Source organism: uncultured Helicobacter sp. (assembly GCF_937893305.1).
Classification (GTDB): domain Bacteria; phylum Campylobacterota; class Campylobacteria; order Campylobacterales; family Helicobacteraceae; genus Helicobacter_D.
In genome coordinates this window covers 1-26177 of the sequence record NZ_CALBGN010000004.1, presented here as the reverse complement: position 1 = coordinate 26177, position 26177 = coordinate 1, and the positions used below count along the sequence as shown (strand labels likewise).

The following is a 26177-nucleotide window of genomic DNA, read 5'->3' as shown; positions in this document are numbered from 1 at the left end:
GGAAACTTACAAATTATTCTCTTTTATATGGAATCCAAATGGAGTTTTGGATTCCTTTGCAATGAAAATCAAAATCATAGAAAATTAATGTTACGCGGACTAAAGATTTATAAGTAGTTTTGCAATTTCTTTGGCGTGATAAGTGATGATAATATCTGCTCCAGCACGCTTAAAGCCTAGCATTGTTTCCATTAGCACGCGCTCATAGTCGATTAGCCCTGCTTTTTGTGCAAATTTTAGCATTGCATATTCTCCACTGACATTATACACAGCAAGAGGCAATAGGCTTCTTTCTCTAATATCGCGCACAATATCAAGATAAGCAAGAGCAGGTTTAACCATCAAAATATCCGCCCCTTGCGCCTCATCTTCTAAGCTTTCAAGGATTGCTTCTCTGCGGTTTGCCGGGTTTTGTTGATAGCTTTTTCTATCTCCAAAACTTGGCGTGCTTTGTGCTACATCTCTAAAAGGTCCATAATATCCACTTGCAAACTTTGTAGAATAACTCATTAGTGGAAGATGTGAAAATCCCGCATTATCTAAAGCTTGACGCAAAGATAAAATCATCCCGTCCATCATTCCGCTTGGCGCGATTAAATCCGCTCCAGCCTTTGCTAGCACAAGGGCTTGCTTGTTTAAAATCTCTAGTGTTAAATCATTATCCACGCTTTGTAGTTTTGGATTTAGGATTCCACAATGTCCGTGATCTGTGTATTCACAAAAGCATAAATCCACGCATAAAAGTAGGTTTGGAAACTTTTCTTTAATTGCGCGTAAGGCTTGAGCAATGATGCCTTGCTCACTTAATGCTTCAGAACCTACGCTATCTTTAAGAGATGGGATCCCAAAAAGCATTATCGCGCGGATTCCTAGCTTTTGGAGTGTGGCGCATTCTTTTAGAGCATTATCAATGCTTAGTTGATAGACATCAGGCATACTTGCAATGGTGTTTTTAACATTTTCTCCGTGCGTGATAAATAGTGGATAAATCAAGTCCTGCACTCTTATACTGCTTTCTTCTACAAGATCACGCACAATAGGATTTAATCTAACTCTTCTTAAACGCTTAAACATAGGATTCCTTTATTTTTGATTTTCAGTGATTGCGCCTTTTATGATAAAAATATTTTTATCGTTATGATGCGCATAATCAAGGGTTAAGCCTTGTGATTCTAGCGTGCTTTTGACAATATAGATTCCAAGTCCAAGACCGCCATTTTTATTAGATTTTTCATCTTTAAAAAACGGCTTTGAATGATCTTTTAGTGAGTAAGGAAGCGGCGCACCAAAGTTTAGAATCTCTAAATCATTTCCTTGTGCGCGAATCTCTACCTTGCCCTTGCTTTTGTATTTTAGCGCATTATCTAGTAGATTTTTGATTGCTAAAGTGAGCATTTCAAAATCACAGCGCAATACATAATTTTCACTAGGCAGGCTAAAGAGATCTTGGATTTGCGCTTGATCCAAAAGTAGCATTGTAAAAGCTTGATTTAAAAGATCACTTAAAAGATAATCTTGTTTGTTTAAACAATAATTGCGTGAGCTTAACTCTTCAATTTTTGCAAACTCATTAATTAAAGAATTTAGGCGTTCAAATACGCTACATAAACGCTCTTTATAAATAGAATCTTCAATCATTTCTGCTGTGATTCTACCCTTTGTGATAGGTGTTTTTAATTCGTGCATAATAGAGCGCAAAAACAAGTGTCGGGATTGATTTAGGGCGTTAATTTTTTCTACAGCATTTTCAAACTCTTTGGAAAGTTCTCCAATCTCATCGTTTTGGTTGATTCTACACGCAATGTTTGTTTGACCATTGGCAAATTTTCTAATTTCTTTGCGTAAGACTTTAAGGGGCAAAATGCTTTTAATCACAAGGGCAAACAAAAACACAACAACTAAAAACGCAAAAAATGTAATCAAATAATAATTAAACAATTTATTTTTATGCAAATCCCCATAGAGTCTCCATTCTGTTGGAGTTTGTAAGAATAAATACACGCCATTGTCTTGTTTGATAATTTTTGCAATGATTCCATTTACTAGGTTTGGAGTTAGATGATTTTCAAATTTTTTTAAAGCCTCTTCTTCTTGAATTTGTTGTAATTCTAGCTCATAGAGATATTTTTCAATCAACTCTACATTACCACCAAAACGTACAAGCTGATTGATTGTGGCTAAAAATTGGCTGTATTTTAGCTGATTTTCTAAATTTTCTTTTTGGATTTCTTCACGGATAAAATAATAAGAAAACGCGCCTAAGCCAATGATTGCTACAATAAATAGAATCGAAATTTTAACAATAATAGAGTTTTTAATCATCTTTTAGTTGTAGCTTATAGCCGATTCCGCGCACAGAGAAAATGTATTTTTTACCATTTTTTTCAATCTTAGCACGCAAACGCCCCATAATCACATCAATACTTTTGTTGCTAGAATCAGGATTGATAGAATCAGCGTGTGTTGCGATAGAATCACGCGTTAGAGCTTGATTTACATTTTCTAGCATAAAGCATAAAATTTCATATTCTGCTTTAGTAAGTTCTAGAAGTTCGTTATTTAAATAAATCTCTCTGCTCCCTTTCTCAAGTCGGAAAGGAAGTATAGAGAATTTTGTATTATCTGGGTTTTTTGCTAAATTATATCTACGAAGGACACTATGAATTCTTGCAATGAGTTCTTTTGGATCATAAGGTTTTGGAATATAGTCATCAGCACCATATTCTAATCCTAAGACTCTGTCATCTATATCGTGTCTTGCAGAAGAGATTATTATTGGGATATGCTTTTCTTTTGCGACCTTCTTGCAAACTTCAAGCCCATCTAAGTTTGGGAGTGTTAGATCTAAAAGAAGGAGGTCAAAATGTCGAGTGTTAATCGCACTCATACCAGTATATGGTTCATCATAATTTGTTACATTAATATTGTGAGCTCTTAAATATTCACTAAGAATGGTCGCTAGCTCTAAATCATCTTCTATCATCAACACTTCTAGCATAGTGTTCTCCTAACAAAAAGGAGGATTGGGTATTTTAGGGGGTTAAATAAAAATCTAGGAAAACACCTGCTAGAAAAAATAATATTTTCAAAGAACTTACTCACACTAAGTGTCCTTAAACAAAGGAGGAGTGGATGAAATACACTTCCTAAAAGGAAAACCAAACTCAATTTCTCAAGCTTGTCTCTCAACTCATCCCATTGAGATGACGAAATTATAAAAGAAAATGGTAAATCAAAAGTAAATAGGTAAATTTTTTTCATTTTTGGCTCTTTTTTTCATCAATAATTGCTAAAGTGTATTCTAAAAAGTTTAAAATCATATCCACTTTATTCTCTATATTGCGATTATTTGGGGACTGCAAGCCTTCAAATAAGACAAGAATCCTTTCTTGTAAAGCATTTAAAAACTTTTCTTCTTCTAAATAATATTTGCTAAGAAGTGCTTTAAGTTCTTCTGTGTTTTTAAAATCTAACTTTTCAATCTTGCGTTCATATGGGCTTTGTGTATCCGTGCTTTTAGTAATTTGTTCTGTTGGAAGCACATCTAAAAGTGCATCTCGTTCTGCTACTGGGGCTTGTAAAATGGGTTTGGAATCCATAGATTCCGTGCTTGTATCAATCTCTGCTAGAGTTTGTAAAATTGCCTCTTTTAATTCCATAATTGCAATAACCACCTTTCAAATTCATTAAACTCTACGCTACTATCCATTTGAATAAATAAATTTAGCATATCTTCATTTGCTTTGCCGTAATTTTTACGATTGCTAACTAAGCGTTTTAGGGCGATTTTTGCTTCTGTGTTGCTAGGATCTTTTTCTAAAATTGTTTGATAAATCTCCGCAGCTTCGTGGCGATGTCCTTGGATTTCATAAATGCTAGCAAGTGTTAGAGTTTTCATAACGCACCTTTTAAAGTGGGTATTCTAGCATAATTTTTGATATTGTGGCATTTTTGGAATCTTAAAGCGTTATAATGCGGATTAAAAATTGTTGTTTAAGGAAGAATAATGAAAACCTATGGAAAAAATCATCAAAGTTTGGCGCAAGCAATTTTTAAAGAAGACTTACCAAATGTTATTGAAGCAAAAGATTGGGTAATTGTGGATATTAGAATGCCGCTTGATTTTATGGAGGGGCATTTAAAGGGTGCAACAAACATTACAACGCAAGAAGAATTGCAGATGTTTTTAAAAAACAATGCAGATAAAAAGATTTTATTAAATTGTTATAGTGGATATACGGTGTCTTTGCTTGGAAGTGATTTAGTAAATAGCGGCTATACAAATATTTATTTTTTAGATGAAGAGATTAGCTCTTGTTTGTGAGTTTAGCGCAAATAAAAAGTGCGTGGTAGGTTAGAGTGTTTTGAAATCTTTCTTCATAGGTTTTTAAATGTGTTTTTGTAAGTGCAAAATGGCTTTTTAACGCATTAACGCCTGTATTTTTTAGATGTTTAAACACTTCTTGCGGACTATTAAAATGCAGAGTTTTTGTAAATTCAAAGGAATCTAAAATTTCACAATGCTCTAAAAGAGCTGGATAATCTTGCAAACTTAAATAATCAAGGCTTAGATTAAAAAGTTCTTTAAGTTCTTTAAAATTATTTTTGCCAAAAGTGCTAAACAATAAGATTCCATTTTGATTCAATCTTTTGCTTAAAAGTGGTAGTAAAATGCGCTGATTGCCCCATTGTAATGCTGCATTAGAAATCACGCAATCTAAAGATAAATGGTGTGGTAAAATGGAATCTAAATGTTCAAAATCCCCTTGTAAAAAGCAAATCTTAGAATGCGCAAATTCGCTAGAAAAATCCACCAAATCTAAAGCATAATATTTTTCAAACAAAAAAGATTTTGCAAGTGTCTTACTGAAATCTCCATTGCCACAGCCTAACTCCAAAATAGAGCCTAAGCGATTGTGTGGCAAGCGTTTTTTTAAAAGGGATAGCAAAGATTTTTGCATTAAATTTTGGATTGTTGCGTGTTGTTTATAGGTGGCTTTAGCAGTTTGGAATCGTTTTTTGATATAGTCTTTTTGTGACATTAAAACTTCCAATTAAAAAAGGCAAAATGTGGTGCATCAAGCTCTATAATGCGCGTCTTATCGCTCCAAAAGGCTTTTTGCGCTTGTGGATTATAGATTAAATCCCGTGTTGAAATCAAAGCAAAATCCCAACAAATAGGCTCTAAGAGCGTATGATGTGTGGCACAAGACTCCATAAAAAATTCAAGTTCATCGCATAAAATGTTGGAATCTAAAAAAACAAAATGCTCTGTTTTGTCTAAATGCTCCAAAAAAAGATTGCTTTTAAATTGCTTGAGTGCTAGCTCTTTGTTTGTGGCAAAGTTTTTTTGCGTGTGTCTAAAAAGTGCTAGCGGGATTCCATAGCTTTTATGGATCCCATATTCTGTGCCATTAATGGCAAAGGCTTTGTGGGGCTTAAAGTGCTGTGTGTTTAGAAAAATGCGCGCAACAAAAACCCCCATAGAAAAGGCAACTAAAGTGATTTTAGAATCCTTTGGCAGTGTTTTTAATGCCTTTAAAAGCGCACTAAAATCTAAATGTGTGTAATGATAAAGAAGAAGATAGTTTTTAAAAAACGGCGCAAAATGGCTATAATGTGAGGCAAAACCTCCAAAAATCAAAAAAATTTCTTTGGTGTTATCAAGGGATTTATAAAGTTGCATTAGCAATCTTTTGTAGGATTGTAACTAGGTTTTCTAGGGTGTTGAGTTTTAAATTTGCATTTAAAGAGAAACGAAGTAAAGCTCTGTTTTTTGGCACACTTGGCGTTTTAATTGCTGGGGCAAAGTAGCCTTGTGTTGCAAGCATTTTTGAGAAATACAGAGCTTTTGCATTGTCTTTTAACACAAGACTAATAATATTATAATCCCCTAAAATTTCATCATCTAATCTTTGTTGCAAACAGGCTTTAAAATGCGCACTTAAATGTGCTAAATGCTCTCTTTGTGCTTGCAATTTAGGGAGTTCTAAAAAGGCAAAGAGTGTGCGTGCCACATTAACAGGTGGTAAGGCGGTAGAGTAAATTAAAGAACGCGCAGTATTGATAAAATAATCTTTAAAAGTTTCTCCACATAGCACACAAGCTCCCATTGATGAGAGTGCTTTGCCAAAAGTTAAAATTAAAAAATCAATTTGTTCTAACAAATCTAAATGCTTGCAAAGTCCTAGCCCATCTTCTCCAAAGCTCCCAATACTATGGGCTTCATCAATGTATAAATACACATTTTTAAATTGTTGTTTTAATTCTACAAGTTTCTTTAGAGGAGCAAAATCTCCCTCCATACTAAAAAGCCCCTCGCTTAAAATCAAAATTGCATCATAATGTGATGTGTATTTAGCAAGCAAGGTTTGCAAGGAGTTTATGTCATTATGTAAAAAACGCTTAAAATTTGGCTTTTTAAAATCCTTTAGCCCATCAATGTGGCTTGCGTGAATAGATTTATCAGCGATAAAAAGCACATTTAGAGCATTTAACGCATTTAAGATTCCAACATTTGCGTGGTATCCACTATTAAACAGCAAGACTTCTTTATGAAAGAGTGTTTTTAAATGCGCTTCTAAAAGATTATAAATCTCAAAATTACCACTAAGCAAGCGCGAAGAAGACGCACTAAAATGGCAATGCTCTTTAAAAAGGGTGGAATCTAAAAAGCGCGCATTAAAATCTTTATTATAAGTTAGCCCTAAATAATCGTTGCTTGCAAGGTTTAGAAGTGTAGAGTCTTGTGGGTTTGGAGGCGGTAGAGTGCGAAAGTTGGAATCCTTTTTTAAAGATTCCAAATATTTTAGGACTTGTGAATGTAGGGATTGCATTATTTTGCGCTGTTTAAAAGATTTGAAAATTCCTTAAAAAGTCTAGCAGATTCTAAAGGTCCAGGTCCTGCTTCTGGGTGATGTTGAAAAGAGCAAATGCAAGCATTTTTATAGCGCACGCCTTCAATTGTGCCATCAAAAAGGTTGCGGTGAGTTACTTCTGCAATTTCTGCTATGGATTCTGGCACAGAATAATTATGGTTTTGCGAAGTGATTTCTATGGTGTTTGTTTGTAGATTTTTAACAGGGTGATTTCCGCCGTGATGTCCAAACTTCAACTTATAAGTTGGATAGCCTTGCGCTAAGGATAAAAGCTGATGCCCTAGACAAATTGCAAAAAGCGGTATTTTTGCATCAATTAAAGCTTTAATGTTTGCAATCTCTTTGGTTAAAACCTGTGGATCTCCGGGTCCATTAGATAAAAAGATTCCATCAAAATCACGCTTGTTAAAGCGCGCAATAAGATCTTGCGCATCAAAATTATGCGGAATCACTTCTACACTAAATCCAGCATTGACAAGTTGGTTTAAAATACTACGTTTAATCCCAAAGTCAATGGCTAGGATTTTTCTTTGTGTGTTAGGTGTAGAATAGTCCATTATAGAGAAGTCAAAATTCCCATTTGTGTGCTGATAAGGGGCTTTTGTGCTAACTTCTTTGATGTAGTTGATCTCTTCAATTCTGGGGCTGTTTTTTAAAATTTCTCTTAATTGTTCTTTATCTGAAATTTCTGTGGAAGCAATCATCATCATCGTGCCATTATCGCGGAGTGTTTTTGTTAAAAAGCGCGTGTCAATCTCACAAATTCCCATTGCGTTATGGCGTTTGAGAAATACGCTTAAACTCTCTGTTGCACGGAAGTTTGAGTAAGTCTCATTATAATGGCGGCACAAAATTCCCTTTGCAAAAACGCTTTGGCTCTCCATATCCTGTGGGTTTGCTCCTACAATGCCAATTTCTGGCATTGTAAAGCATACAAATTGCCCAGCATAGCTTGGATCTGTGGCGATTTCTTCATAACCTGTTAGCGATGTGTTAAAGACAAGTTCACCTACGCTTGTAATCTCTGCTCCAAAGCTTTTTGCTTGAAAAAAGATTCCATTTTCTAGATAAATCCAAGTATCTTTTAGGAAAGTTTGCATTATAGGAATCCTTTCTTTCTCAACTCTTCTTGATAGAGTTTATCAAAGATTAAATCATACTCTTCACTGCCAAAAATAATTTTGCGCTTATAGTTTGCAATGCGTTCTTGCACAATATCTTCAATATCACTATAAACTTTTGAATAACCATTAATTGCTTTAAAAATTACATTAATAATACGCGTTTCAGAAGTGGAAGAATCAATTAAATCTTCTTCAAAAAGTTCATTTAGGATTTTATGTGCTAGATTATTATAACGATCTTCAAAGTTTAAAATAAAATTTTCATTTTCTGCAAGTTTTTTCTTAATGCGCCAAAATAATTGATGTTCATCTGCTTGCATAAACTCAATTTCATCTAAATTTTCTTCAAGTAAATCTCTAGCTTTATCTTCAATGCGTGCTTCTTCTTGAATATCTTGGGAAATTTGTTTTTCAGCAACTTTAGCAATGCCCTCAAGTCCGTGCAAAATACTGACAAAGCCACAAGTGGAGAGATCTAAAGCGATTTTATTACCGATGTAGGGTGCGTGTGAGAGTTTGAATTTCATAATGCGCCTTTGTAAGTAGATATTGATAAATTTTTGCGCTATTGTAGCGTTTTGTGTCTTAAAGTAATGCTTGTTTAGAAATTTTAAAACACGCCTAAGGTTTTTAACTCTTGCTTTAGTGCTTGTGCTTGTGCTTGGAAACTTTTTGTATCACAAAAGTTAGCAAAATGCGCAATTTTAACTTTTGCATATTCTTTGATAAAGGAATCCATTTCTAAATTTTGCTCTCCACTAACTACAACACACAAAAGCGGAATTTTACGCATTTTTAAAGCCTGTATGCTAAGTAAAATGTGATTAATTGCTCCTAAATAATATCTGCAAACAAGCAAACAAGGGAGATTAGAAGCCTCTAAATAATCAATCATACAGCATTTTAAATCTAATGGAGTAAAAAGCCCGCCTGCACTTTCTACTAATAAATTTTGTGCTGTTGGCAGTGGGATTGTTAAGCCCTTATAAAAGATATTTTCTTTTTGCATTGCAATATGTGGGCTTGCAGGGGTTTGCAATGTGATTCCATTTGGGTGGATTATTGTTTGTGGGGAGAGCTGTTTAATCTTGGTGCAATCTTGTGGAGTCCCAGCTTGCACAAGCTTGAAATACTCCAAATTAAACGCCAAGCAAAGAGCAGCACTTACAGAAGTTTTGCCTGCATCTGTATGGCTACCAGCAATGAAAATTTGCATTAAATTAGTCCCATTTTTTCTTTGGCTTCTTTGTAGGTTGCGCTAGCAATTTTTTGGGCATTTTGCGTGCCTTCTTCTAAGATTTTATGGAGATAATCTTGTTCTGTAATAAGTTTTAAATACGCTTCACGGATAGGACGCAAGCCTTCAATCACTGCTTGGGCTACTTTTTCTTTTAAGATTCCATATCCCTTGCCACTAAACTCTTTTTCAATACTTGCTTGATCTTGTTTGCAAAAACATTGATAAATGGTTAAGAGATTATGCACGCCTGCGCGTTCTTTGTCAAAAGCGATAATGCCTTCACTATCTGTTGTCGCTTTTTTAATTTTTTTTAAAATCACATCAGGTTCGTCAATTAAAGCAATGGAGTGATTTGGTTTATCGCTTGAACTTTTACTCATTTTTTTAGTTGGATCATCTAGCCCCATAATTCTAGCCCCCTCTTGCATAATCAAAGGTTCTGGCACAACAAAAATCTCCCCATAATCGCGGTTAAAGCGCATTGCAGTATCGCGCGCTAGTTCAATATGTTGCTTTTGATCTTCGCCCACAGGCACAAATTTAGCCTTGTAAAGCAAAATATCTGCACTCATAAGATTTGGGTAATTAAAAAGTCCGGCAAAAATACTTTTTGGATTCTTTTGACTTTTGTCTTTAAATTGTGTCATACGACTTAAATCTCCCATTGGTGTAATGCAAGTCAAAAGCCACGCTAAAGAAGTATGTTCTTGCACTTTTGATTGGATAAAGAGTGTGGATTTTTTAGGATCAATCCCGCAAGCAAGCAACATTGCACATAATTGATAAGTTTTCTCTTTTAGCACTTTTGGGTCTTGTGGGATCGTAATAGCGTGAGAATTAACAACACAAAAAATATTTTCATAGGAATCTTGACGATCTACCCAGTTTTTCACAGCACCTAAGTAGTTTCCTAGATGGATATTACCGGTGGGCTGAATCCCAGAGAATACACGCTCTTTTTGTGTTTGCATGAGAATCCTTAAATGATAAATTAAAGACGCAATTATAGCAATTTTATTGGCGTATATTTTAGAAGGCTTTTTTGGGTTTTAAAATTAAACAAAAATTATGGTAATTTTGCTGTTAGTTTTATTAAGGTTGTTTTTTTTTATTTTTTGAAATAATGGCATTTCTGAAAATTTTTATAATTTAGAAGGAGACACATTGCTAAAAAATTTAAAGCTAGGAACAAGAGTTTCTTTATTATTGACCATTATCATCGTGGTTTGTATGGGAATTATGGCTTCTGTTGTAATTTCTATGAGTTCATCCATACAAGCAAGAGAGGCAGATAAACTGCTACAGAATGTATCTTTAAGAATGAGTAATCTTATCCAAGGGAAGCTTGATCAAACTTTTTCGTTTTTAGATTCTTTAGAAAGCACTATTGAAGCAACTATTCAAAACACAGAAGATTATTCAATGCGTCCGGGCGGAACTTTAGAGAAAGTTTTAGAGGATACACTAGATTCTGATGGTGATGCAAGTTTTTTGTATTTATATCTTAAAAATGTTACACCTATTCGCAAAGAAAATCGTCTCCCAAATGGAGAATTTTTAATGATTAGAGGGGATAATGATGTTGCAAACAGGGGTGGAATTTATGTTGTTCCTGCTACTGAGAAAATTTTAAATTTTGGAAGTGTTCAAAAAGCATTGAAAACAGGAAAGCCTACCATTGGGGAACCAACTTTTCAAAATATTGATGGCAAAAAAGATCGTTTGATTGCAGGATTAAATTTTCCTGTTAGAGATAGTCAAAATGCTGTTATTGGAGTTGTAGGTCTTGCTATAGATATGGAGAAGATTGGAGCGTGGATTCAAGATCCATCTTTAAATGTTTTTGAAGGGGATTATCGTTTTATTATGACAGAATCAGGCACTATTGCTGTGCATCCAAATGCTAATGTTTTATCAAAAAAACTCACTGATTTTAACGCAAGTACACAAGCAAAAAATATTCAAGAAGCTTCTTTAAAACATCAAAGCGGAGTGTATGAATACAAAACGCTAGATGAACAAGATGCATTAGTTGGATTATCTTCTTTTAAGATTTATGAAAATGTGGCAAATTGGAGCATTTTGCTTGTTGCTCCGGTAAAATCCATTATGCAACCCATAAGCACTTTGCGTAATACGATTATTATTTGTATTGTCGTGTCAATTTTAGTAATTCTTATTTGTGTGTTTTTGTATATCAAAAGTGCTGTCATTTCAAGATTACAAGTTGTTTCTAATCTTTTAATCAACTTCTTTAAATACTTAAACCACGAAACAAAAACACCTCCAAATCTTGTTCCACCAAAGGCAAATGATGAGATCGGTAATATGGCATTAGCAATTAATCAAAACATTGAAAATGTTCAACAAGGACTTAAAAAAGATGCAGAAGCAATTGCACAATCCGCACAAACAGCTAAAGCAGTAGAAAGTGGAGATTTAACAGCAAGAATTGTAGAAAATCCACATAATCCACAATTAATAGAGCTAAAAGAAGTGTTAAATCATATGCTAGATGTTTTACAAGAAAAAGTTGGCTCTAATATGAATGAGATTAGAAGAGTTTTTGAATCTTATAAATCTTTAGATTTTACAACAGAAGTAGAAAATGCAAAGGGAAGTGTAGAAGTTACAACAAATATTTTAGGAGAAGAAATTAGAAAAATGTTAATTTCTTCTAAAAATTATGCAAAAGACTTAGTAGAGCAAACAGATGTTTTACAAGAATCTATGAATAAACTCCTAGATGGTAGTTCTTCTCAAGCAAGCTCTTTACAACAATCTGCTGCTGCTATTGAAGAGATTAGTTCATCAATGCAAAATGTCAATGATAAAACAACAGAAGTAGCTAGACAAGCAGAAGACATTAAAAACATTGTAGGCGTGATTAAAGATATTGCTGATCAAACAAACTTACTAGCATTAAATGCAGCTATTGAAGCAGCAAGAGCAGGAGAACACGGAAGAGGCTTTGCTGTTGTTGCAGATGAAGTTAGAAAACTAGCTGAAAGAACAGGTAAATCTCTTAATGAAATTGAAGCAAATGTAAATGTTCTTGTGCAAGGCGTTAATGATATGAGTGAATCTATTAAAGAACAAACTCAAGGTGTAAGTCAAGTCAATGAAGCCATTGCGCAATTAGAATCCATCACGCAAGATAATGCTAAGATTGCTTGCATAACAAATGACATCACAGAAAGAGTGAGTGGAATTGCAAGTGAAATCTTAGATGATGTTAATAAAAAGAAATTTTAATTCTTAAAGTATGCATTTTTGCATACTTTATCCTCCTTGCACTCCTTTGTTTTTCATAAAACAATTTTATATAAATCCTTTAAAAATTTTTTGTTAAGATTTTAAAAAATTAAGGATAGAATATGGAAGATAGGCTTGCAAAGCGCATAATCCCCTGTCTTGATATTAAAGATGGGCGTGTGGTAAAGGGTGTAAATTTCGTTGGCTTGCAAGATGCAGGAGATCCCATAGAAGTAGCAAAGCGTTATAATGATGAAGGGGCTGATGAGATTGTATTTTTAGATATTACTGCAACTTTTGAAGCGCGCAAAACAATGACACAGGTTGTTGAAAAAGTAGCAAAGGAAGTGTTTATTCCTTTAACTGTGGGTGGAGGGATTTCTAATTTAGAACAAATGTATGCTTTGCTAAATGCAGGTTGTGATAAGATTAGCTTAAATTCTGCTGCAATTAACAATCCCAATTTAATCACACAAGGAGCAAAACGCTTTGGTTCGCAATGCATTGTTATCGCAATGGATACAAGATGGAATCCAAAATTACACAACGGAGCGTGGGAGATTTATACGCATGGAGGACGAAATCCTACTGGGATTGATTTATTAGAGTGGGCAAAAGAAGTCTGTGATAGGGGAGCTGGGGAGATTTTGCTAACAAGTATGGATTGTGATGGCACAAAAAATGGTTATGATTTAAAGCAATTGCAGGTTGTTTCAAGTAGTGTTCAGATTCCATTAATTGCAAGTGGTGGAGCTGGAAGTATGGAGCATATTTTGCAAGCCTTTGAAAATGGAGCAGATGCGGCATTAGCTGCTTCAATCTTTCATTACCAAGAAATTAGCATTAAAGAATTAAAAGCATTTTTAAAAGCAAATGGAATCGCAATTAGAACATAAAAGGATTCCAATTTTAAGATTCTTTTTGCGGGCGTTTTTCTTCCATCCAATTTAATAGTTCTGGATCGTATTCTTGGTAGCTTCTTAAACGGAAGAAATCACCTTCTTTTTCTACTTCAAAAAGGCGTGCTGGGGTGGCTTGACTAAGAATGGTTTTCAGCGTTTCTTCGCGTTTTCCTGTGTAGGCTTTAAATTTCACCATAGTTTCTGGTTCTGAAATCTCACCACGGATAATCATTTTTGCTAAAAGCGCACCCTCATCAATGCCTTTTAAACGCACTTCGTTCGTGTAGTAGAGATTAATAATGTCTTTGTATTCTTTTAACAAGTTTTTGTATTGTTCTAAGGCTTTTTCATATTGCTCTACAATACATTGCAAATTTTTAGGAAGTTTTTCTTCGGGTTTTTCTTCTGCATCGTGTTGGATTTTATGTGCTTTTCCTTGGCTTGCTAGTAGATAGGCATATACTTCGTCCATTTGTTTTTTTAGGTGGCGTAAGCGGATTTTGATTTGATCTGAGAGCATTACATATTCTAAGCGATCGCGTCTTGTAAAGGCAAACTTAGCAGGATTGAGTTCAAAAGTATTATGCTCTCCTAAAATATTGTCCACAACAAGACTAAAACGCGGATAGATTTCATTATAAGATCGGACATCTTTAATGTAAATATAATCTGCAATGATTTTTCCACCAAGTGTGCTATTAATATAAGCTACTTTTGCTTCAACAGAGCCTTTTTCTAATACATCAATAACAACCGTGTGCGCTTTAATCTCGCCACGATGAGAACCAATAAAGGCAATATCAGTTTGAATTTTTGCATTACTATGTGTTTGTCCATCAATATTTAAGGATTCTTTTTGTGATGATGCAGTCTCTTTAGGGTCTGTTTGTGTCGTGTTTAATTCATCGCTTATAATATAGTAAAAAGGCTTGATTTCTTTCAAGAATCCATCTTTTGTTGCTTGATATTTAATGATGTTAGAATCACTTCTTGCGCGAATACTTGCATCTGTTTGGATTGCATTTGTTTGGATTGCATTTGTTTGGATAAATTCGCCTTTTAAATTTCGTCCTACTTGTCCATTAATGGGTTTTGTATAGGCAAAAATTTCATCGCCTTTATGTAAGGCTTGCATACATATTCTAGGAGTAAAAGAATCTGTGGATTGTTGTGTAGTGTCATCTTGGAGAGAGTAAAAGCATTTTAGGACTCCATCTACTCCTTCTACACTTGCTACGCCGACGCCGATATTTAGGGTGAGTTTTGGGATAATTTTACCTTGTTTTAAAGAAAACACAAATGCATCAATTTGTTGAGAGAGCTTGTTGTATTCACGGATTCCTATAAGATAGCCTTGTAGAATCATTGTTTTGTAGAGTTCTTGATAGATTTCTTCTTTAATGGAATCGTGATATTTGATTTTGTTATTACACAAAAGTATAGCGCGTAAAATCGTGCTTTCATCACAAAAGAGTTTGAAGCCAAAGGCGCGTTCTGGTTTTTGAGATTTTTTACACACTTCAATTTTATATGCCTGTTTAATGTCAATATTGGCAATAAAATTTGCATTTTTAGAAAAAATACTCGTATCATTGACAGGCTTGTATTTATTCTCGCCTTTTTTGCTATAAAATGTGCGAAATCCTAAGAGATAAAAATCAATGTCTTCGCCAACTTTTTTTTGAAGTTGCAAAAGTGTATTGCGTAAATTTGTAACATCATTAAACGCTTTAAATCCACGAGATTGAAACTGCATAAAGATTCCTAAAATTGCTTAAAGTATTGCTTGGCTAAAGCTTCAAAATTATCTTCATCATCTAGCCCTAAATCGCGATAGATTAATGGTTGCTTACAAGTTTTGCAACGGATAAAAGTGCCTTCTTCTTGCATAATGTTGTGCAAGGAATCACACACTTGAAATTCTTTTAAATGACAAAGACAGATGTATTTATGGGTGGGTTCATTTGCTACATCAGCGCGTTCTGCTAGAATTTTTGTGCGTTGCTCTAGACTATATGGAATCTCTTTTATATCGTGTAGGCGATTACGATAACTTTCGATTTGTTTGTCTTCTACCAAAATATGATCAAGAAGCCAGTTTTTCAAGCAATTATGAAACTCTTGCGCGCAAGTGTCCGCTTCTTCTAGTTCCATCATTAGCATTGAGATATTAGAAATTAGCTCTCTATGTAAAGTCTTATGTTTGCTTAAAAAAGGATAGCCAATATGTTGCATATAGGTCTCTTCCGCTTTAAAATGCTCTTGCGCGCTACTTATAACATCATTCATCTGCTTTTCAAGCTTTTCAGATTTGTCATCGCCTGTATATTTTGTGAGTTCTAGTGCATCAGAGATTTGTTGCATAAACTTTTTGTGTTGTTCATCTAAATGTTGATTTTTAATGCTAAATTCTTCGCTCCACTCTAACACTTTTGCCTCTAACTAAAATCCATTTTTATATAAAGAATTTGAAAGAGTGATTATAGTGCTTTATGCTTTAAAATTAGTTTTAGAATAGAAAATTTATTTTGTGCGTTATAATGCGATATTTAAATTTCAAGGAGTCTTTATGTATTTATTAAAACAACTCCAAAACACACAAAAAACAAAAAGAACTTTATCTAATCTGCCACATCATTTGCGCATAGAGTTTTTGCGAAGATGTGCGGAAGTTTTATTGAAGATGGAATCCAAAATTCTTAAGGCAAACGCAAAAGACTTAGAGCAGGCTAAAAGCTTAAATTTAAATGTGTCAATGCTAGAGCGTTTGGAGTTAAGTCCTAAGAAGCTAAAAAGTATGGCGGAATCTTTGTTGCAAATTGCAGATTTTCCAGATCCATTAAATCGTGTCATAGGCGGTTTTAGTAATCATTGTGGTTTAAATATTGAAAAAGTTAGTGTGCCTTTAGGTGTGATTGCAGTGATTTATGAATCTCGCCCTAATGTAACAAGCGATGTAGCAGCTCTTTGTTTTAAAAGCGGAAATGCTTGTGTGCTAAAGGGAGGCAAAGAAGCGCAAAAGAGTAATGAAGCAATTATGGAAGTGTTTTATCAAGCTTTAGAGGAATTTGCATTACCAAAAGATATAATGGTGTTGCTCCCTGCAATGAAAAGCCGAGATGAGTTAAAAGAGATTTTAGGTGCTAAGGGATTGATTGATTTAGTAATTCCGCGTGGTGGAGAGGGGTTGATTAATTTTGTAAGTGAAAATGCAAAGATTCCAGTGATTAAACAAGATAAAGGGGTTTGTCATATTTTTGCCCATCATACTTGCAAGCAAGAAAGCGCAATTTCTGTGATTGTTAATGCGAAAACTTCTCGCCCTAGTGTGTGTAATGCTTGTGAAACATTGCTTTTAGATTCCATCTTTGCTAAAGAATTTTTACCAAAAGTGGCAAGAGCATTGTGTGAAAAAGGCACGCTTTTAAGAGGTTGTGCTAGAAGTTGCGCAATTTTAAAGGAATTTAAAATTTTATGTGAAGAGATTGCTCTTGATGAATATCACAGAGAATATGGAGAGAATATTTTAAATTTGCGCGTTGTAGATGGATTAAGCGAGGCATTAGAGCATATTAGCACTTTTAGTAGCGGACATAGTGAGGCAATTTTAAGTGAAGATTATAGCGTGATTGAAGAATTTTTAAATGCGATAGATTCTGCTTGTGTGTATGCAAATGCTTCTACGCGTTTTAGTGATGGAGGCGAGTTTGGCTATGGGGCTGAAGTTGGAATCTCAACTTCAAAGCTCCATGCCCGAGGTCCAATGGGAGTGGAATCACTAACAAGTTATAAATACAAAATTCGTGGCAATTATCAAATACGCTAGCAAGCTAAATGCGCTATTTAGCGTTGCGTCCTAGATAATCTCCTAAGAATTTCAACTCTTCATCGCTAATTTCTGTTTTGCGAAAGAAAGGCATAGAGTGTTTACCATATCGCACAAATGTGCTAACTAAATCAGGAGTTAAGTCTGTGCGTTCTTCTAGCATTGCTGGAATCCCAAGTCCTTGATAAGCAGCGGCAAGCGCGTTAGTTCCGGGCATTCCTGCACCATGACAGGGCTGACACCATTTGCTATAAATTTGTTGTCCTTTTCTTTGAGATTTTGTGAGTTTTTTTGCATCAACAGAAGAAAACGCGGCAGGAGAATGTGGAGTGTTTGGCATATATTCAAACACGCCCACACTCTTACCCTTTGGCAACCATTCTTTAAAGGAATCAGCGTGTGCTAGATACACTAGAGTAAGCGTAGCAAGGATTAACTTTTTCATTTTTTACCTCCTTGTTTTAGGTTTTTTAGTGCGATTTCATCAAGCTTGCTGTTTGCAAAGCGTTGTGATCTTGCATTTTTTGGATAGATTCCACCGCGCCCTGGAGCTAAGATTCCATTTGGATCAATGCAATCTTTAAGTTGTTCATTAAAACGCAATAAAGCATTGTTATTGAAAGAATACGCACCCATGACATCATCTTGGAAAGTTGGGGCGGCGCGATAATCTCCCCAGCCATTTTCTGCTGCAACTTTTACCATTGTGCGATAGGCTTGGCGGAGCTTTAGATTATGTTCTTGGTCGGTGCGTGAATTGTTAAAAGCTAACATAAAGCAAAATGCACGATACATCCAGCTTCTAGGGTGCGCAAATGGTGTGATAGGGGATTCCATTCCTAAATCGTGGAAGACTTGAATATATACATCTTGACATTTTAAGAGTTCTTTTCCATCGCGTGGGATAATAGGAGAGAACCATACATGTCCATCGCTTGGTGCAGTCGTTTCGCCTCTTGTGCTAAGCCAAAAAATTTCCATATTTGGAATCCCTAAGCTTACTTTGTGTTTAAGTTGTGTTTTTTGTTCAGCATTTAATGGCAGAGAAAACTCTTGAACGATTTTAATTTCAGCATCTTTTACAACTTTAAAACGCTCTTTAATGTAGTTCATATTTGCATAACAAGTGTCTTTGCAACCATAAATAGGAATATCAATTTGCCAATAAGGAAGATTTTTCTTTAAGGCATAATTTTGGATTTTATTTAAATCTGGCAAGCCTCTTTTTGAAGTAAGATAACTTTTTAGCTCTGGATCCATTGTTTTGCCGTGTGGTGGATTTAAAGGACTACGATAAAGTGGCCAACCGATGATAAAACTATCTTCTAGATAATTTAGAATCTCTACAGCTGGGATTAGATCATCTCTATGTTTCATCGTTAAAGATAGGAGTAAATAATGTTCAGGTTTTGGCATCATCCAAAAGCCCATTTTTGTTACAATTCCAAAATTTGATTGAGAAAATAGTCCATCTACATAAGGACCATAGCCATATTTGTTTTCTGCAAATGTTTTAGAGCCGGGTAATGCCCCCATGCCTGTGCGTAAAACTTCACCATTTGCTAGCACAACTTCCATTCCACAATGTGAGCCAAAATGATCTCTATACATTCCATAACTATATCCCCAGCCATGATCTAGCGCATTACCAACGGGAGAACCCCAACCCGGATCTGGAATATCTAGGAAAACATTGAGATTATTGCGTTCTACATATTCATAAAGATCAAAATAGCTAACACCGGGTTCTACAATACAAAAATTGCGTTTATCATCAACTTCAATGATTTTATTCATTCTCTTTAAATCTACGATAACATCGCCTCTTCTTTGTGGTGCAGAGCTTCCATAGCCTAGATTTTTACCTGTAGAAATGGGAAAGAGTGGAATTTTAAATGTATTAGCAATCTTTACAATCTCCTGAACTTCTTCAGTGCTTTTTGGAGCTAGAGCAAGTGATGGAATTGGCTCATCTGCATCGTCCCATTGCGGACTATAAGCATCGCGATAAAGATTTAAATCTTCCTCTGTGTAAAACACCCATTCTTTGCCAATGGCTTTTTCAAAAGCCTTGCGTGCCTCTAGAAAATCGCTTTCTTTGACATTTATTGGTAAAATCATAATGTAACTCCTTTTGGTGCGAGTATCCAAGTGCGCACTCCATTATTTTTTGCGTTGTAAGCAACGCGCAATCCATAATCTGCTGCCATTGTGCTAAGGACAAAAAAGGTTGTTTCTGTGCTTATGCTTGCAAGGATTGCTTTGCTTTGAAAGGCGGCTTTTAAATCGCTATAAATCGTGCTAATATCACCATTAATTTCTAAGGTTTTGTCTGCTTGTATGTTGCTAAAATCACCATCACACATTAAGTCTTTAATAAAATATGTTGCTTTGATGGTTTCTTGCCTAGAAAAATCTAGCATTTTTGCATCTAAATTAGAAAGTCCAAATGCAACAACAGCAGAACTTTTTAGAAAGTTTCTACGGGAAATCTTAGACATACTGCTCCTTTGTTTTAATTAAAAAGTTAAAAAATATTTAACAAATTGCAATTATAGAGCTTAAAACTTAAGTTTTACTGATTTTGTAGAATTTAGAAAATTTGATTTTTTGTGATTTGAAATCTCTTAATGATGCGACAAGTTCGCTTATAAGTCTGTGCTTAAACTTAGGGTATAAAGCGTGGTAAAGTCGGCGGAGAAACACCGAATAAGTTTAATAATTACACTTTAAAGCTAACAATTAGAAACAATAGTAAAGCTGTATTATTAAACTTCATCGCAATGTATGTAGAGGTGCATAAGTGTTGATAGGTCGGAGGGCTATAAAATATCTATGGTAAGAATGTATTTCTAAAGATAAGAATACTGACGAAATTGTTAATATAAGAGTCTAAAGAATGAATAAACAGAAATGTTTATGCTAGTTAAACTAGGGTATGTGTGGTAAAGTAAAATTTGCGGATATGAAATACCATATAATGTTACAGGCATTATCAAGCATACAGGCTTAGAGCAATTACCTAAGTATAAAATACATTTTAAGAATATATTTATAAAATAAAAATTTTATAAACAAAGCAAGTAGCAAAGTTTCTTATTTTTGTTTTATAGAGTAACAAGATTTAAATAAAAACATAAAAAATAACAATTTTTATAATGAAAACTAACATTTTTTTAAATGTAACTATAAAATGCAACTATATTTTAGTTTGGTAAGGAGAGAATTATGAAAAAAATTTTAATTACATTATTGACATTTGGAATCTTAAATTTAATGCTAGTGATTTAATATCAATTGCGACAAATGGAGAAGCCTTTGAAAACTCTAAAGGCGTTAAAGTTTTAAATAATGCCGAAATGCAAAGTGTAGTAGGTGGTGCATTTTTAGATCATAGTTATTGTAAAAGAGTATGGCGTTATTAGCAATAGTGGGCAAAACATATATTACACTGCATATTATGGCGTAGTATTAGAAGATGGGGATTCTGCCTATTTTAATTTAGGGAGTAACTATATAGCCGCAGTTGAAACAACTTATGATTTTAGAACGCATAAAATCACAGATAGGGTTGTAAAGGTTAATAAAAATAATAAAGCAGATGTGCAACCAATAGCTTTTCAAGATAATGTAAAAACTAGAATAAAAGGATATAACTCAGTAAGAAACTGGGTTTATATATGATAAGAATAATATTGGAAATTTAAAATAATTGGAATAATAATGCAAATTTCTAACAATATAAATATTAACATATATAGTATAAACTCCACAAACACCAAAGAGCTAAAACAAGAGTTGCCATCATTAGTGCTTGATGAAAAACAATTGGATTATTTTATAAACAATCCAAATTCAAGCAGCAAGTTATACCATGGCTACTTATTTATTAAATCAGAGTGGAGGATTGGATAATAAAAGCTTTATGCTAGGCAGCACAACTATTTCTTGGGATGGCAATGAAATGCTATTTACTAGCTATTATGCAGGGCAGATAAAAATCATATTTGCTAAAGATAATCCTAATAATATGTATTTTGATACACAAGAAGTGCTTTTGGATATGCTTACTGCTAGAGAAAATTTCCAAAAAGAGCAAGAGAATTTACAAAAACAAGCACAATTTTATAAAGAAAGCGATGGGGATAAACTACTTAAAAAGTTGTGGAAGAAGAATTGGAAAATAAGATTGAATTTGATGTAGTGTTCGCTAAAAATATATAAAACAACCCTTAAGGATTCTTATGTTTAAAAAATATTTGTTGCTTTTAGTTACTATTGCTTCTGCTTCTGACCCTATCACTATGGATTCTATTTTTAAAAAGTAAATCTGATTAAGAAGTATTACAAACATTAGTTATTTAAGTAGTGGAAACGCTTATATTTACAATATGTATCCAACGCTAATAGTGCAGCCAGATACAAAAATTTGGAAAGATACAAAAAGAGTATCTATAAATGAAACTCTAATTTACACAATGACTCCAAAAATTGACATACTAGCTTCTGCAAATGGCAGCTATAAGCAAAACGAATATGTTACTCATGATTATAAATTTGGCACAGAGAGAAGCTTTGACTTTGATTCTTTATGGATTGGTGGAATTTACACGGCAGAAGCTATTGCAGACTTTTTTATCCCACAAATCACACTACAAGGTGGAATTTTACAAAAAGAAAGACATTTTGATGAGGATAAAAACTTTGTCTTTAAATCTTTTTCTGCTTAAATCGCTTTTAAAAATTATTCTGACCCTGTTATAAGTTCTCTTTATTTTGGCAGTGTTTATAACGCAGATAGAAATTTTAATTATGGAAAGTTAGAATATGGAAATAGCTTCTTTTTTTTTGGTTTTAATATGTCTGTGATTTTAAGTCCTAAAATTTCTTTAGATATAGGTTTGGACAACGATATCAAAGTGCTTCAAAGTTTGATGGTATAAAAACTTCAAATTCATATTCAATCCCTACAATCTCACCTGGAGCAACTTATAGTATTGATAGTGATACTGCTATTTCAATTTTAGGTAATGCTGGTGGAAGCTCGGCAGCTCCTGATAGCGTCTTTACCATAAGCCTTTGGAAAAAGTTTTAAAATGTGGAATCTAAAATGTTTAAAATGCTTATTTGTGTGATATTTATTGCAAATTACAGCTTCGCCTTTGCGATTAAATCTCTACAAGAATTACATAATAAAGACATTGTAAGGCAGCAATATGAGAAATCTTGTGGAGTTCGGCTCTAGCGACACTATTTAATTTTTTTGGGCTAAAACAATTTAGTGAGCAAGAAATTTTAACTTTTTTAAACCATAATACGGATATGTTAAGTTTTAAAGACTTACAAGAAGTGGCACAAAAAATAGGCTATACAACAAAAGGATTCTTAATTACTAGAGAAATTTTAGAAAAAACTACCTATCCGTTGCTTGTAAGAATAGAAAATGACCCAAGATTCCCACATTTTGTGGTAGTTATAAATTACAAAGGGGATTTTATAAAGATTTATGACCCAAATTTTGGAATTTATATTAGCTCTAAAAAAGAGTTTTATTCTATTTGGGATACAAATAATAAAGGCGGATATGCACTAATTATCGCAAAAGAAAATGTGTTACCAAACATAAAAGAATTAATTTTACCAAATCAAATATTTTTTAAATAATTTTAAACATATTTAAAAATAATTAATATATATATAAAATTAGTAAAAATTGTGTATAGCTACAAGGAATTCGAGGGTGAACTTCTGCCCAACTCTATAAAATCCACACCTAAAAATCAAATTTGCTCAATAAGCATTAAAGGTTTATCATCAAAGCTTCTTAATGTATCATCTGAAAATAATTCTAGGTTTTTGCATTTGCATAATAATAAACTAAGGCATTCCAAGATGGTGGTAAAATCTTAATTTTGTCTTTTAAAACAGCATTTAAGGAACTTTGGTCGTGTTCATCGCAATAGTATTTGTTCAAAATCTCCATAAGTTTAGATTCTATATTTTGCGCTTTCCATTTTTCTAAGTCTATTAATAGTAGTCCAGAATTGAAATAATCTTTGGAAAGATTAAGTGTTGGAGATGTTTTGTCTTTTGGCTTTAAAAAACGATTTGCTTTATAATCAAGTGCTACTCCGCAAATTTTTTCTTTTGAATCTATGTTAAAAATCTCACGCAAATCCTTTAATACAAGCATATCTACATCTAAATATAATGCTTTTTATCTGTTATAAATCTAGTAAGAAGCAAGCGACAATAGGCTAAATGGTTACCATTAATGTGTTTAAGTGAGTAAATTCTGTATTGTTGCAAAGATGAATTTTTATTTCTAAAGGATAAATTTAGATAGCCTATTTTGAAGTTTTTGAAGTTTTTCTTGTGTAGCATTTGAGATAAAATCACTTAAAATTTGAAAATTATAAGGTTTATTATGCCCTCTTCCCATTACTTTTGTGCTATTAATAACGCTTGTGATTAGCACGCTTGCATATTTGATATAGTTTTCATCAGCGTTTAAAACAATGGGATAGGTTTTTTGCATAAGTTTTACTTTATTTAGCTTTTTAATCTTTTTTCTTTTTCTTCTCTTTTTTGCCTTTTGTTTTTTCTGCGTCTTTGTTGCCTATTTCGCTGTTTGCATCACTAGAAAACATCTTAACACTAGAATAATATGACACAACTCCCGGATCTGCTAACAAGCAAACATTTTCTGCGTCTTTATCTTCATAGTCAATTTTAGAGAGTAAGATTCTAGCAAGATTGATTCTAGCGCGTTTTTTGTCATTAGAATCCACAATTAACCAAGGGGCAAAAGGCGTGTGTGTGCGAGAGAACATTTTTTCAAAAGCTTCTGTGTATTCGTCCCAAAGGTTTAAAGAGAGTTCATCAATGGGACTTAGTTTCCAGCGTTTTAATGGTTCATCTTTGCGACTTTCAATACGCTTTCTTTGTTCTTCTCTGCCTACATCTAAGAAAAATTTAAAAAGGATATAACCGCTCTCAATTAGCATTTGCTCTAAATGTGAAACTTGAATAATAAACTCTTTATACTGATCATTTGTGCAAAAATCCATTACTTTTTCTACGCCGGCGCGGTTATACCAGCTACGGTCAAAAAACACAATTTCCCCTCCGTTTGGTAGTTCATCAATGTAGCGTTGAAAATACCATTGTGTTTTTTCTACATCACTTGGTTTTTGAAGAGCCACAACACGCGCTCCACGAGGGTTTAGATGTTCTCTTAAGGCTTTGATTGTCCCCCCTTTTCCTGCGGCATCACGCCCTTCTAAAATGATAATAATCTTTTTTTGGTGTTTTTTAACCCAGTTTTGTAACTTGATTAGCTCAATTTGCAATTTAACGATTTCTTTTTCGTAGAACTTCTTGTTAATCTTGCCTTTGTCGTTATAGACTTCACCCGGCTTTTCATCTTCTGGGCGCACCACTAAAGTTTTGCTCATAATTTCCTCCAAATTTAGCTTAAAATAGCTAAAATTCTACCATACAAGGATTAAAAATAAATCAAAAAGGTAGAAATTGAAGATTTTAGTTTGTATGGGCGAGAGTTATCGCGATTTTTTGCCACTTAATCAGTATGCTTTAAGAATTGCGTGTGCGATATTTGGTGTTTTGGATTCCATCTTTTATGTTAAAGAATATAAAGAAGTTTCAAGCAAGATTCAAAATGCTTTAGAAGTTTGTGATAGTAAATGCTTAATACTTGCACCAAATGATAGATTTAATGGAATTTTAGAAATATTTGCTCCATTACATAAAAAGTTGGAATCCAAAAATGCAATGTGTGTTGAGAATACACACTTACAAATTGTTTTGTTAGATTTGCAAAAGGCAACACAACAAGAACTAGCAGAAATTGCTAGAGTTGTTGGAAGTTATGAAAATACGGAATCCTTGTTGTATCTTTATCCTTTGGGGATTGAAGCGACATCCGCGCGAATGCTTTTAAGTGGAATCGCAATGGATTTTGGAGTGCGTGTAAATGTTCTAAATCAGCAACATTTGGAGGTCTTAAGTGCGGTAAATGGGGATTTAAAAGGCTTTAAATTAGCAATTAAAGAAGAATTTGGGGATAGGATTTTTGCGACATTTGATTTAGCAAAAAGTGTAATTGAACTCTTAGAGAAGAAGAATCTTAAAATCACAAGCGCAGAGAGTTGCACAGGGGGATTAATCGCTACTATGCTAACGCGCCAAAGTGGGGCAAGTGCTGTTTTTGATGGAGGCGTGATTAGCTATGCAAATGCAATTAAAGAAGCGTGGCTTGGCGTAAGTGCGGAGAATCTCACAAGTTTTGGGGCGGTTAGTGAAGCGGTGGTGCGTGATATGCTTGATGGTGTGCTTAAGCTTTCTGGTGCGCATTTTGCGCTTGCAACAAGTGGTATTGCAGGACCTAATGGGGGAAGTGCTAGCAAGCCTGTTGGAACTGTGTATATTGGAGCAAAAAGTATTTGTGGAGCAGAAGTGATTGAACGATTGCATTTTAATGGAGATAGAAATTTCATTCAAGAACAAGCTACTTTGTATGCGTATTTGTTGTTTTTAAAGATTTTTTTTAAAAACTATTGACTTTTTGGTTTTAAATCTTTATAATTGCAATTCCTTTTTTATTTTAATGACCCGCTAGCTCAGTTGGTAGAGCAATTCCCTTTTAAGGAATGGGCCGTTGGTTCGAATCCAACGCGGGTCACCACTAAATAAAAGTGGCTCCTTCATCTAACGGTTAGGATACCACCCTTTCACGGTGGCTACAGGGGTTCGAATCCCCTAGGAGTCACCACTTTTATTTTTTTAATCTTTCATCGGTCGCTTAGCTCAGTTGGTAGAGCGCCACCCTTACAAGGTGGATGTCATAAGTTCGAGTCTTATAGCGACCACCACTTTTGGAGCGGTAGTTCAGTTGGTTAGAATACCTGCCTGTCACGCAGGGGGTCGCGG

The 26177-nt window shown here is 34.2% G+C and carries 26 protein-coding genes, 3 tRNA genes and 1 pseudogene; 11 read left to right on the top strand and 19 right to left on the bottom strand.

The genetic code is table 11. The features are described from left to right. Positions 1 to 99: 99 nt before the first annotated feature. From hemB to Q0358_RS01040, 5 genes are all read right to left on the bottom strand, one after another. A complete protein-coding gene (gene hemB / locus Q0358_RS01060; RefSeq protein WP_299546113.1) occupies positions 100 to 1074 on the bottom strand; it encodes a porphobilinogen synthase in 975 nt (324 codons plus the stop codon). 9 nt (positions 1075 to 1083) lie between these two features. Then, complete coding sequence (locus tag Q0358_RS01055; RefSeq protein WP_299546111.1) at positions 1084 to 2322, bottom strand: ArsS family sensor histidine kinase; 1239 nt, start codon at positions 2320 to 2322, stop codon at positions 1084 to 1086. Next, the gene (locus Q0358_RS01050; protein WP_299546109.1) at positions 2315 to 2998 is read right to left on the bottom strand and encodes a response regulator transcription factor; all 684 of its coding nucleotides are present in this window, start codon (positions 2996 to 2998) and stop codon (positions 2315 to 2317) included. The genes Q0358_RS01055 and Q0358_RS01050 overlap by 8 nt, the downstream gene beginning before the upstream one ends. Before the next feature lie 259 nt (positions 2999 to 3257). Next, the gene (locus tag Q0358_RS01045; protein WP_299546107.1) at positions 3258 to 3659 is read right to left on the bottom strand and encodes a hypothetical protein; all 402 of its coding nucleotides are present in this window, start codon (positions 3657 to 3659) and stop codon (positions 3258 to 3260) included. Continuing rightward, positions 3650 to 3898 carry a tetratricopeptide repeat protein gene (locus Q0358_RS01040; RefSeq protein ID WP_299546105.1) on the bottom strand — a complete coding sequence of 83 codons (249 nt, stop codon included), beginning with the start codon at positions 3896 to 3898 and terminating at the stop codon, positions 3650 to 3652. Before Q0358_RS01040 ends, Q0358_RS01045 begins: the two co-directional genes overlap by 10 nt. A 108-nt stretch (positions 3899 to 4006) precedes the next feature. Between Q0358_RS01040 and Q0358_RS01035 the strand changes: the two genes are divergently transcribed. Then, positions 4007 to 4324, top strand: a complete 318-nt coding sequence (locus Q0358_RS01035; protein ID WP_299546103.1) for a rhodanese-like domain-containing protein — start codon at positions 4007 to 4009, stop codon at positions 4322 to 4324. Here the strand turns inward: Q0358_RS01035 and Q0358_RS01030 are convergent. From Q0358_RS01030 to trpS, 7 genes are all read right to left on the bottom strand, one after another. Beyond that, the gene (locus tag Q0358_RS01030) at positions 4308 to 5042 is read right to left on the bottom strand and encodes a methyltransferase domain-containing protein (RefSeq protein WP_299546101.1); all 735 of its coding nucleotides are present in this window, start codon (positions 5040 to 5042) and stop codon (positions 4308 to 4310) included. The genes Q0358_RS01035 and Q0358_RS01030 overlap by 17 nt on opposite strands. Further along, positions 5042 to 5686, bottom strand: a complete 645-nt coding sequence (locus Q0358_RS01025) for a pimeloyl-ACP methyl esterase BioG family protein (protein WP_299546099.1) — start codon at positions 5684 to 5686, stop codon at positions 5042 to 5044. Before Q0358_RS01025 ends, Q0358_RS01030 begins: the two co-directional genes overlap by 1 nt. Then, the gene (locus Q0358_RS01020) at positions 5673 to 6836 is read right to left on the bottom strand and encodes an aminotransferase class I/II-fold pyridoxal phosphate-dependent enzyme (protein WP_299546097.1); all 1164 of its coding nucleotides are present in this window, start codon (positions 6834 to 6836) and stop codon (positions 5673 to 5675) included. The genes Q0358_RS01025 and Q0358_RS01020 overlap by 14 nt, the downstream gene beginning before the upstream one ends. Beyond that, positions 6836 to 7978: a glutamine-hydrolyzing carbamoyl-phosphate synthase small subunit gene (gene carA, locus Q0358_RS01015; protein ID WP_299546095.1), complete on the bottom strand. Its 1143-nt coding sequence runs from the start codon at positions 7976 to 7978 to the stop codon at positions 6836 to 6838. The genes Q0358_RS01020 and carA overlap by 1 nt, the downstream gene beginning before the upstream one ends. Further along, a complete protein-coding gene (locus tag Q0358_RS01010) occupies positions 7978 to 8529 on the bottom strand; it encodes a DUF507 family protein (protein WP_299546093.1) in 552 nt (183 codons plus the stop codon). The genes carA and Q0358_RS01010 overlap by 1 nt, the downstream gene beginning before the upstream one ends. A gap of 83 nt (positions 8530 to 8612) precedes the next feature. Beyond that, positions 8613 to 9218 carry a dethiobiotin synthase gene (bioD, locus tag Q0358_RS01005; RefSeq protein WP_299546091.1) on the bottom strand — a complete coding sequence of 202 codons (606 nt, stop codon included), beginning with the start codon at positions 9216 to 9218 and terminating at the stop codon, positions 8613 to 8615. Beyond that, positions 9218 to 10213: a tryptophan--tRNA ligase gene (gene trpS, locus Q0358_RS01000; protein WP_299546089.1), complete on the bottom strand. Its 996-nt coding sequence runs from the start codon at positions 10211 to 10213 to the stop codon at positions 9218 to 9220. Before trpS ends, bioD begins: the two co-directional genes overlap by 1 nt. A 193-nt stretch (positions 10214 to 10406) precedes the next feature. On the opposite strand from trpS, the gene Q0358_RS00995 reads away from it, so the two are divergent. Both Q0358_RS00995 and hisF read left to right on the top strand, forming a co-directional pair. Beyond that, a complete protein-coding gene (locus Q0358_RS00995; RefSeq protein WP_299546087.1) occupies positions 10407 to 12497 on the top strand; it encodes a methyl-accepting chemotaxis protein in 2091 nt (696 codons plus the stop codon). Between the two features lie 122 nt (positions 12498 to 12619). After that, positions 12620 to 13393: an imidazole glycerol phosphate synthase subunit HisF gene (gene hisF / locus Q0358_RS00990; RefSeq protein WP_299546085.1), complete on the top strand. Its 774-nt coding sequence runs from the start codon at positions 12620 to 12622 to the stop codon at positions 13391 to 13393. A gap of 13 nt (positions 13394 to 13406) precedes the next feature. Here hisF and Q0358_RS00985 read toward each other — a convergent pair whose 3' ends face one another. Both Q0358_RS00985 and Q0358_RS00980 read right to left on the bottom strand, forming a co-directional pair. After that, positions 13407 to 15155 carry a flagellar assembly protein A gene (locus tag Q0358_RS00985; protein WP_299546083.1) on the bottom strand — a complete coding sequence of 583 codons (1749 nt, stop codon included), beginning with the start codon at positions 15153 to 15155 and terminating at the stop codon, positions 13407 to 13409. Positions 15156 to 15163: 8 nt separating this feature from the next. Then, positions 15164 to 15829, bottom strand: coding sequence for a hemerythrin family protein (locus tag Q0358_RS00980; RefSeq protein ID WP_299546081.1), 666 nt, complete (start codon positions 15827 to 15829; stop codon positions 15164 to 15166). A gap of 139 nt (positions 15830 to 15968) precedes the next feature. Here Q0358_RS00980 and Q0358_RS00975 point away from each other — a divergent pair, with 139 nt between their 5' ends. Continuing rightward, positions 15969 to 17225, top strand: coding sequence for a glutamate-5-semialdehyde dehydrogenase (locus Q0358_RS00975; protein ID WP_299546079.1), 1257 nt, complete (start codon positions 15969 to 15971; stop codon positions 17223 to 17225). Between the two features lie 13 nt (positions 17226 to 17238). On the opposite strand, the gene Q0358_RS00970 is transcribed toward Q0358_RS00975, so the two are convergent. From Q0358_RS00970 to Q0358_RS00960, 3 genes are read right to left on the bottom strand one after another with little or no spacing between them, the layout of a single operon-like run. After that, positions 17239 to 17670 (bottom strand): cytochrome c, encoded by a 432-nt coding sequence (locus tag Q0358_RS00970; protein WP_299546077.1) that lies wholly within the window; start codon positions 17668 to 17670, stop codon positions 17239 to 17241. Then, the gene (locus Q0358_RS00965) at positions 17667 to 19346 is read right to left on the bottom strand and encodes an FAD-binding oxidoreductase (protein WP_299546075.1); all 1680 of its coding nucleotides are present in this window, start codon (positions 19344 to 19346) and stop codon (positions 17667 to 17669) included. The genes Q0358_RS00970 and Q0358_RS00965 overlap by 4 nt, the downstream gene beginning before the upstream one ends. After that, on the bottom strand, positions 19343 to 19726 hold the full coding sequence (locus Q0358_RS00960) for a twin-arginine translocation signal domain-containing protein (protein ID WP_299546072.1): 384 nt from the start codon (positions 19724 to 19726) through the stop codon (positions 19343 to 19345). The genes Q0358_RS00965 and Q0358_RS00960 overlap by 4 nt, the downstream gene beginning before the upstream one ends. 1373 nt (positions 19727 to 21099) lie before the next feature. Here Q0358_RS00960 and Q0358_RS00955 point away from each other — a divergent pair. The 3 genes from Q0358_RS00955 (at position 21100) to Q0358_RS00945 (ending at position 22889) form a co-directional block, all read left to right on the top strand. Continuing rightward, the gene (locus Q0358_RS00955) at positions 21100 to 21429 is read left to right on the top strand and encodes a hypothetical protein (RefSeq protein WP_299546070.1); all 330 of its coding nucleotides are present in this window, start codon (positions 21100 to 21102) and stop codon (positions 21427 to 21429) included. A 205-nt stretch (positions 21430 to 21634) separates the two neighbouring features. Beyond that, positions 21635 to 21955, top strand: a complete 321-nt coding sequence (locus Q0358_RS00950) for a hypothetical protein (protein WP_299546068.1) — start codon at positions 21635 to 21637, stop codon at positions 21953 to 21955. Positions 21956 to 22451: 496 nt separating this feature from the next. Then, a complete protein-coding gene (locus Q0358_RS00945; protein ID WP_299546066.1) occupies positions 22452 to 22889 on the top strand; it encodes a cysteine peptidase family C39 domain-containing protein in 438 nt (145 codons plus the stop codon). Between the two features lie 184 nt (positions 22890 to 23073). Here Q0358_RS00945 and Q0358_RS08405 read toward each other — a convergent pair. Together Q0358_RS08405 and ppk2 are read right to left on the bottom strand one after the other, a co-directional pair. Continuing rightward, a pseudogene (locus Q0358_RS08405) lies at positions 23074 to 23763 on the bottom strand (glycosyltransferase family 8 protein). A 22-nt stretch (positions 23764 to 23785) separates the two neighbouring features. Further along, on the bottom strand, positions 23786 to 24682 hold the full coding sequence (gene ppk2 / locus Q0358_RS00930) for a polyphosphate kinase 2 (RefSeq protein WP_299546061.1): 897 nt from the start codon (positions 24680 to 24682) through the stop codon (positions 23786 to 23788). Between the two features lie 76 nt (positions 24683 to 24758). On the opposite strand from ppk2, the gene Q0358_RS00925 reads away from it, so the two are divergent. From Q0358_RS00925 to Q0358_RS00910, 4 genes are all read left to right on the top strand, one after another. Then, positions 24759 to 25808 (top strand): CinA family protein, encoded by a 1050-nt coding sequence (locus Q0358_RS00925; protein ID WP_299546059.1) that lies wholly within the window; start codon positions 24759 to 24761, stop codon positions 25806 to 25808. Positions 25809 to 25856: 48 nt separating this feature from the next. After that, positions 25857 to 25932 (top strand) — tRNA-Lys (locus Q0358_RS00920). Between the two features lie 12 nt (positions 25933 to 25944). Beyond that, positions 25945 to 26019 (top strand) — tRNA-Glu (locus tag Q0358_RS00915). Positions 26020 to 26043: 24 nt separating this feature from the next. Beyond that, a tRNA-Val gene (locus Q0358_RS00910) sits at positions 26044 to 26119 on the top strand. Positions 26120 to 26177 lie beyond the last annotated feature (58 nt).

Excerpts from the sequence above, each read along its gene's own strand:
- hemB (WP_299546113.1), bottom strand. The coding sequence starts at position 1,074 with ATGTTTAAGCGTTTAAGAAGAGTTAGATTAAATCCTATTGTGCGTGAT.
- Q0358_RS01055 (WP_299546111.1), bottom strand. The coding sequence starts at position 2,322 with ATGATTAAAAACTCTATTATTGTTAAAATTTCGATTCTATTTATTGTA.
- Q0358_RS01050 (WP_299546109.1), bottom strand. The coding sequence starts at position 2,998 with ATGCTAGAAGTGTTGATGATAGAAGATGATTTAGAGCTAGCGACCATT.
- Q0358_RS01045 (WP_299546107.1), bottom strand. The coding sequence starts at position 3,659 with ATGGAATTAAAAGAGGCAATTTTACAAACTCTAGCAGAGATTGATACA.
- Q0358_RS01040 (WP_299546105.1), bottom strand. The coding sequence starts at position 3,898 with ATGAAAACTCTAACACTTGCTAGCATTTATGAAATCCAAGGACATCGC.
- Q0358_RS01035 (WP_299546103.1), top strand. The coding sequence starts at position 4,007 with ATGAAAACCTATGGAAAAAATCATCAAAGTTTGGCGCAAGCAATTTTT.
- Q0358_RS01030 (WP_299546101.1), bottom strand. The coding sequence starts at position 5,042 with ATGTCACAAAAAGACTATATCAAAAAACGATTCCAAACTGCTAAAGCC.
- Q0358_RS01025 (WP_299546099.1), bottom strand. The coding sequence starts at position 5,686 with ATGCAACTTTATAAATCCCTTGATAACACCAAAGAAATTTTTTTGATT.
- Q0358_RS01020 (WP_299546097.1), bottom strand. The coding sequence starts at position 6,836 with ATGCAATCCCTACATTCACAAGTCCTAAAATATTTGGAATCTTTAAAA.
- carA (WP_299546095.1), bottom strand. The coding sequence starts at position 7,978 with ATGCAAACTTTCCTAAAAGATACTTGGATTTATCTAGAAAATGGAATC.
- Q0358_RS01010 (WP_299546093.1), bottom strand. The coding sequence starts at position 8,529 with ATGAAATTCAAACTCTCACACGCACCCTACATCGGTAATAAAATCGCT.
- bioD (WP_299546091.1), bottom strand. The coding sequence starts at position 9,218 with ATGCAAATTTTCATTGCTGGTAGCCATACAGATGCAGGCAAAACTTCT.
- trpS (WP_299546089.1), bottom strand. The coding sequence starts at position 10,213 with ATGCAAACACAAAAAGAGCGTGTATTCTCTGGGATTCAGCCCACCGGT.
- hisF (WP_299546085.1), top strand. The coding sequence starts at position 12,620 with ATGGAAGATAGGCTTGCAAAGCGCATAATCCCCTGTCTTGATATTAAA.
- Q0358_RS00985 (WP_299546083.1), bottom strand. The coding sequence starts at position 15,155 with ATGCAGTTTCAATCTCGTGGATTTAAAGCGTTTAATGATGTTACAAAT.
- Q0358_RS00975 (WP_299546079.1), top strand. The coding sequence starts at position 15,969 with ATGTATTTATTAAAACAACTCCAAAACACACAAAAAACAAAAAGAACT.
- Q0358_RS00970 (WP_299546077.1), bottom strand. The coding sequence starts at position 17,670 with ATGAAAAAGTTAATCCTTGCTACGCTTACTCTAGTGTATCTAGCACAC.
- Q0358_RS00965 (WP_299546075.1), bottom strand. The coding sequence starts at position 19,346 with ATGATTTTACCAATAAATGTCAAAGAAAGCGATTTTCTAGAGGCACGC.
- Q0358_RS00960 (WP_299546072.1), bottom strand. The coding sequence starts at position 19,726 with ATGTCTAAGATTTCCCGTAGAAACTTTCTAAAAAGTTCTGCTGTTGTT.
- Q0358_RS00955 (WP_299546070.1), top strand. The coding sequence starts at position 21,100 with ATGGCTACTTATTTATTAAATCAGAGTGGAGGATTGGATAATAAAAGC.
- ppk2 (WP_299546061.1), bottom strand. The coding sequence starts at position 24,682 with ATGAGCAAAACTTTAGTGGTGCGCCCAGAAGATGAAAAGCCGGGTGAA.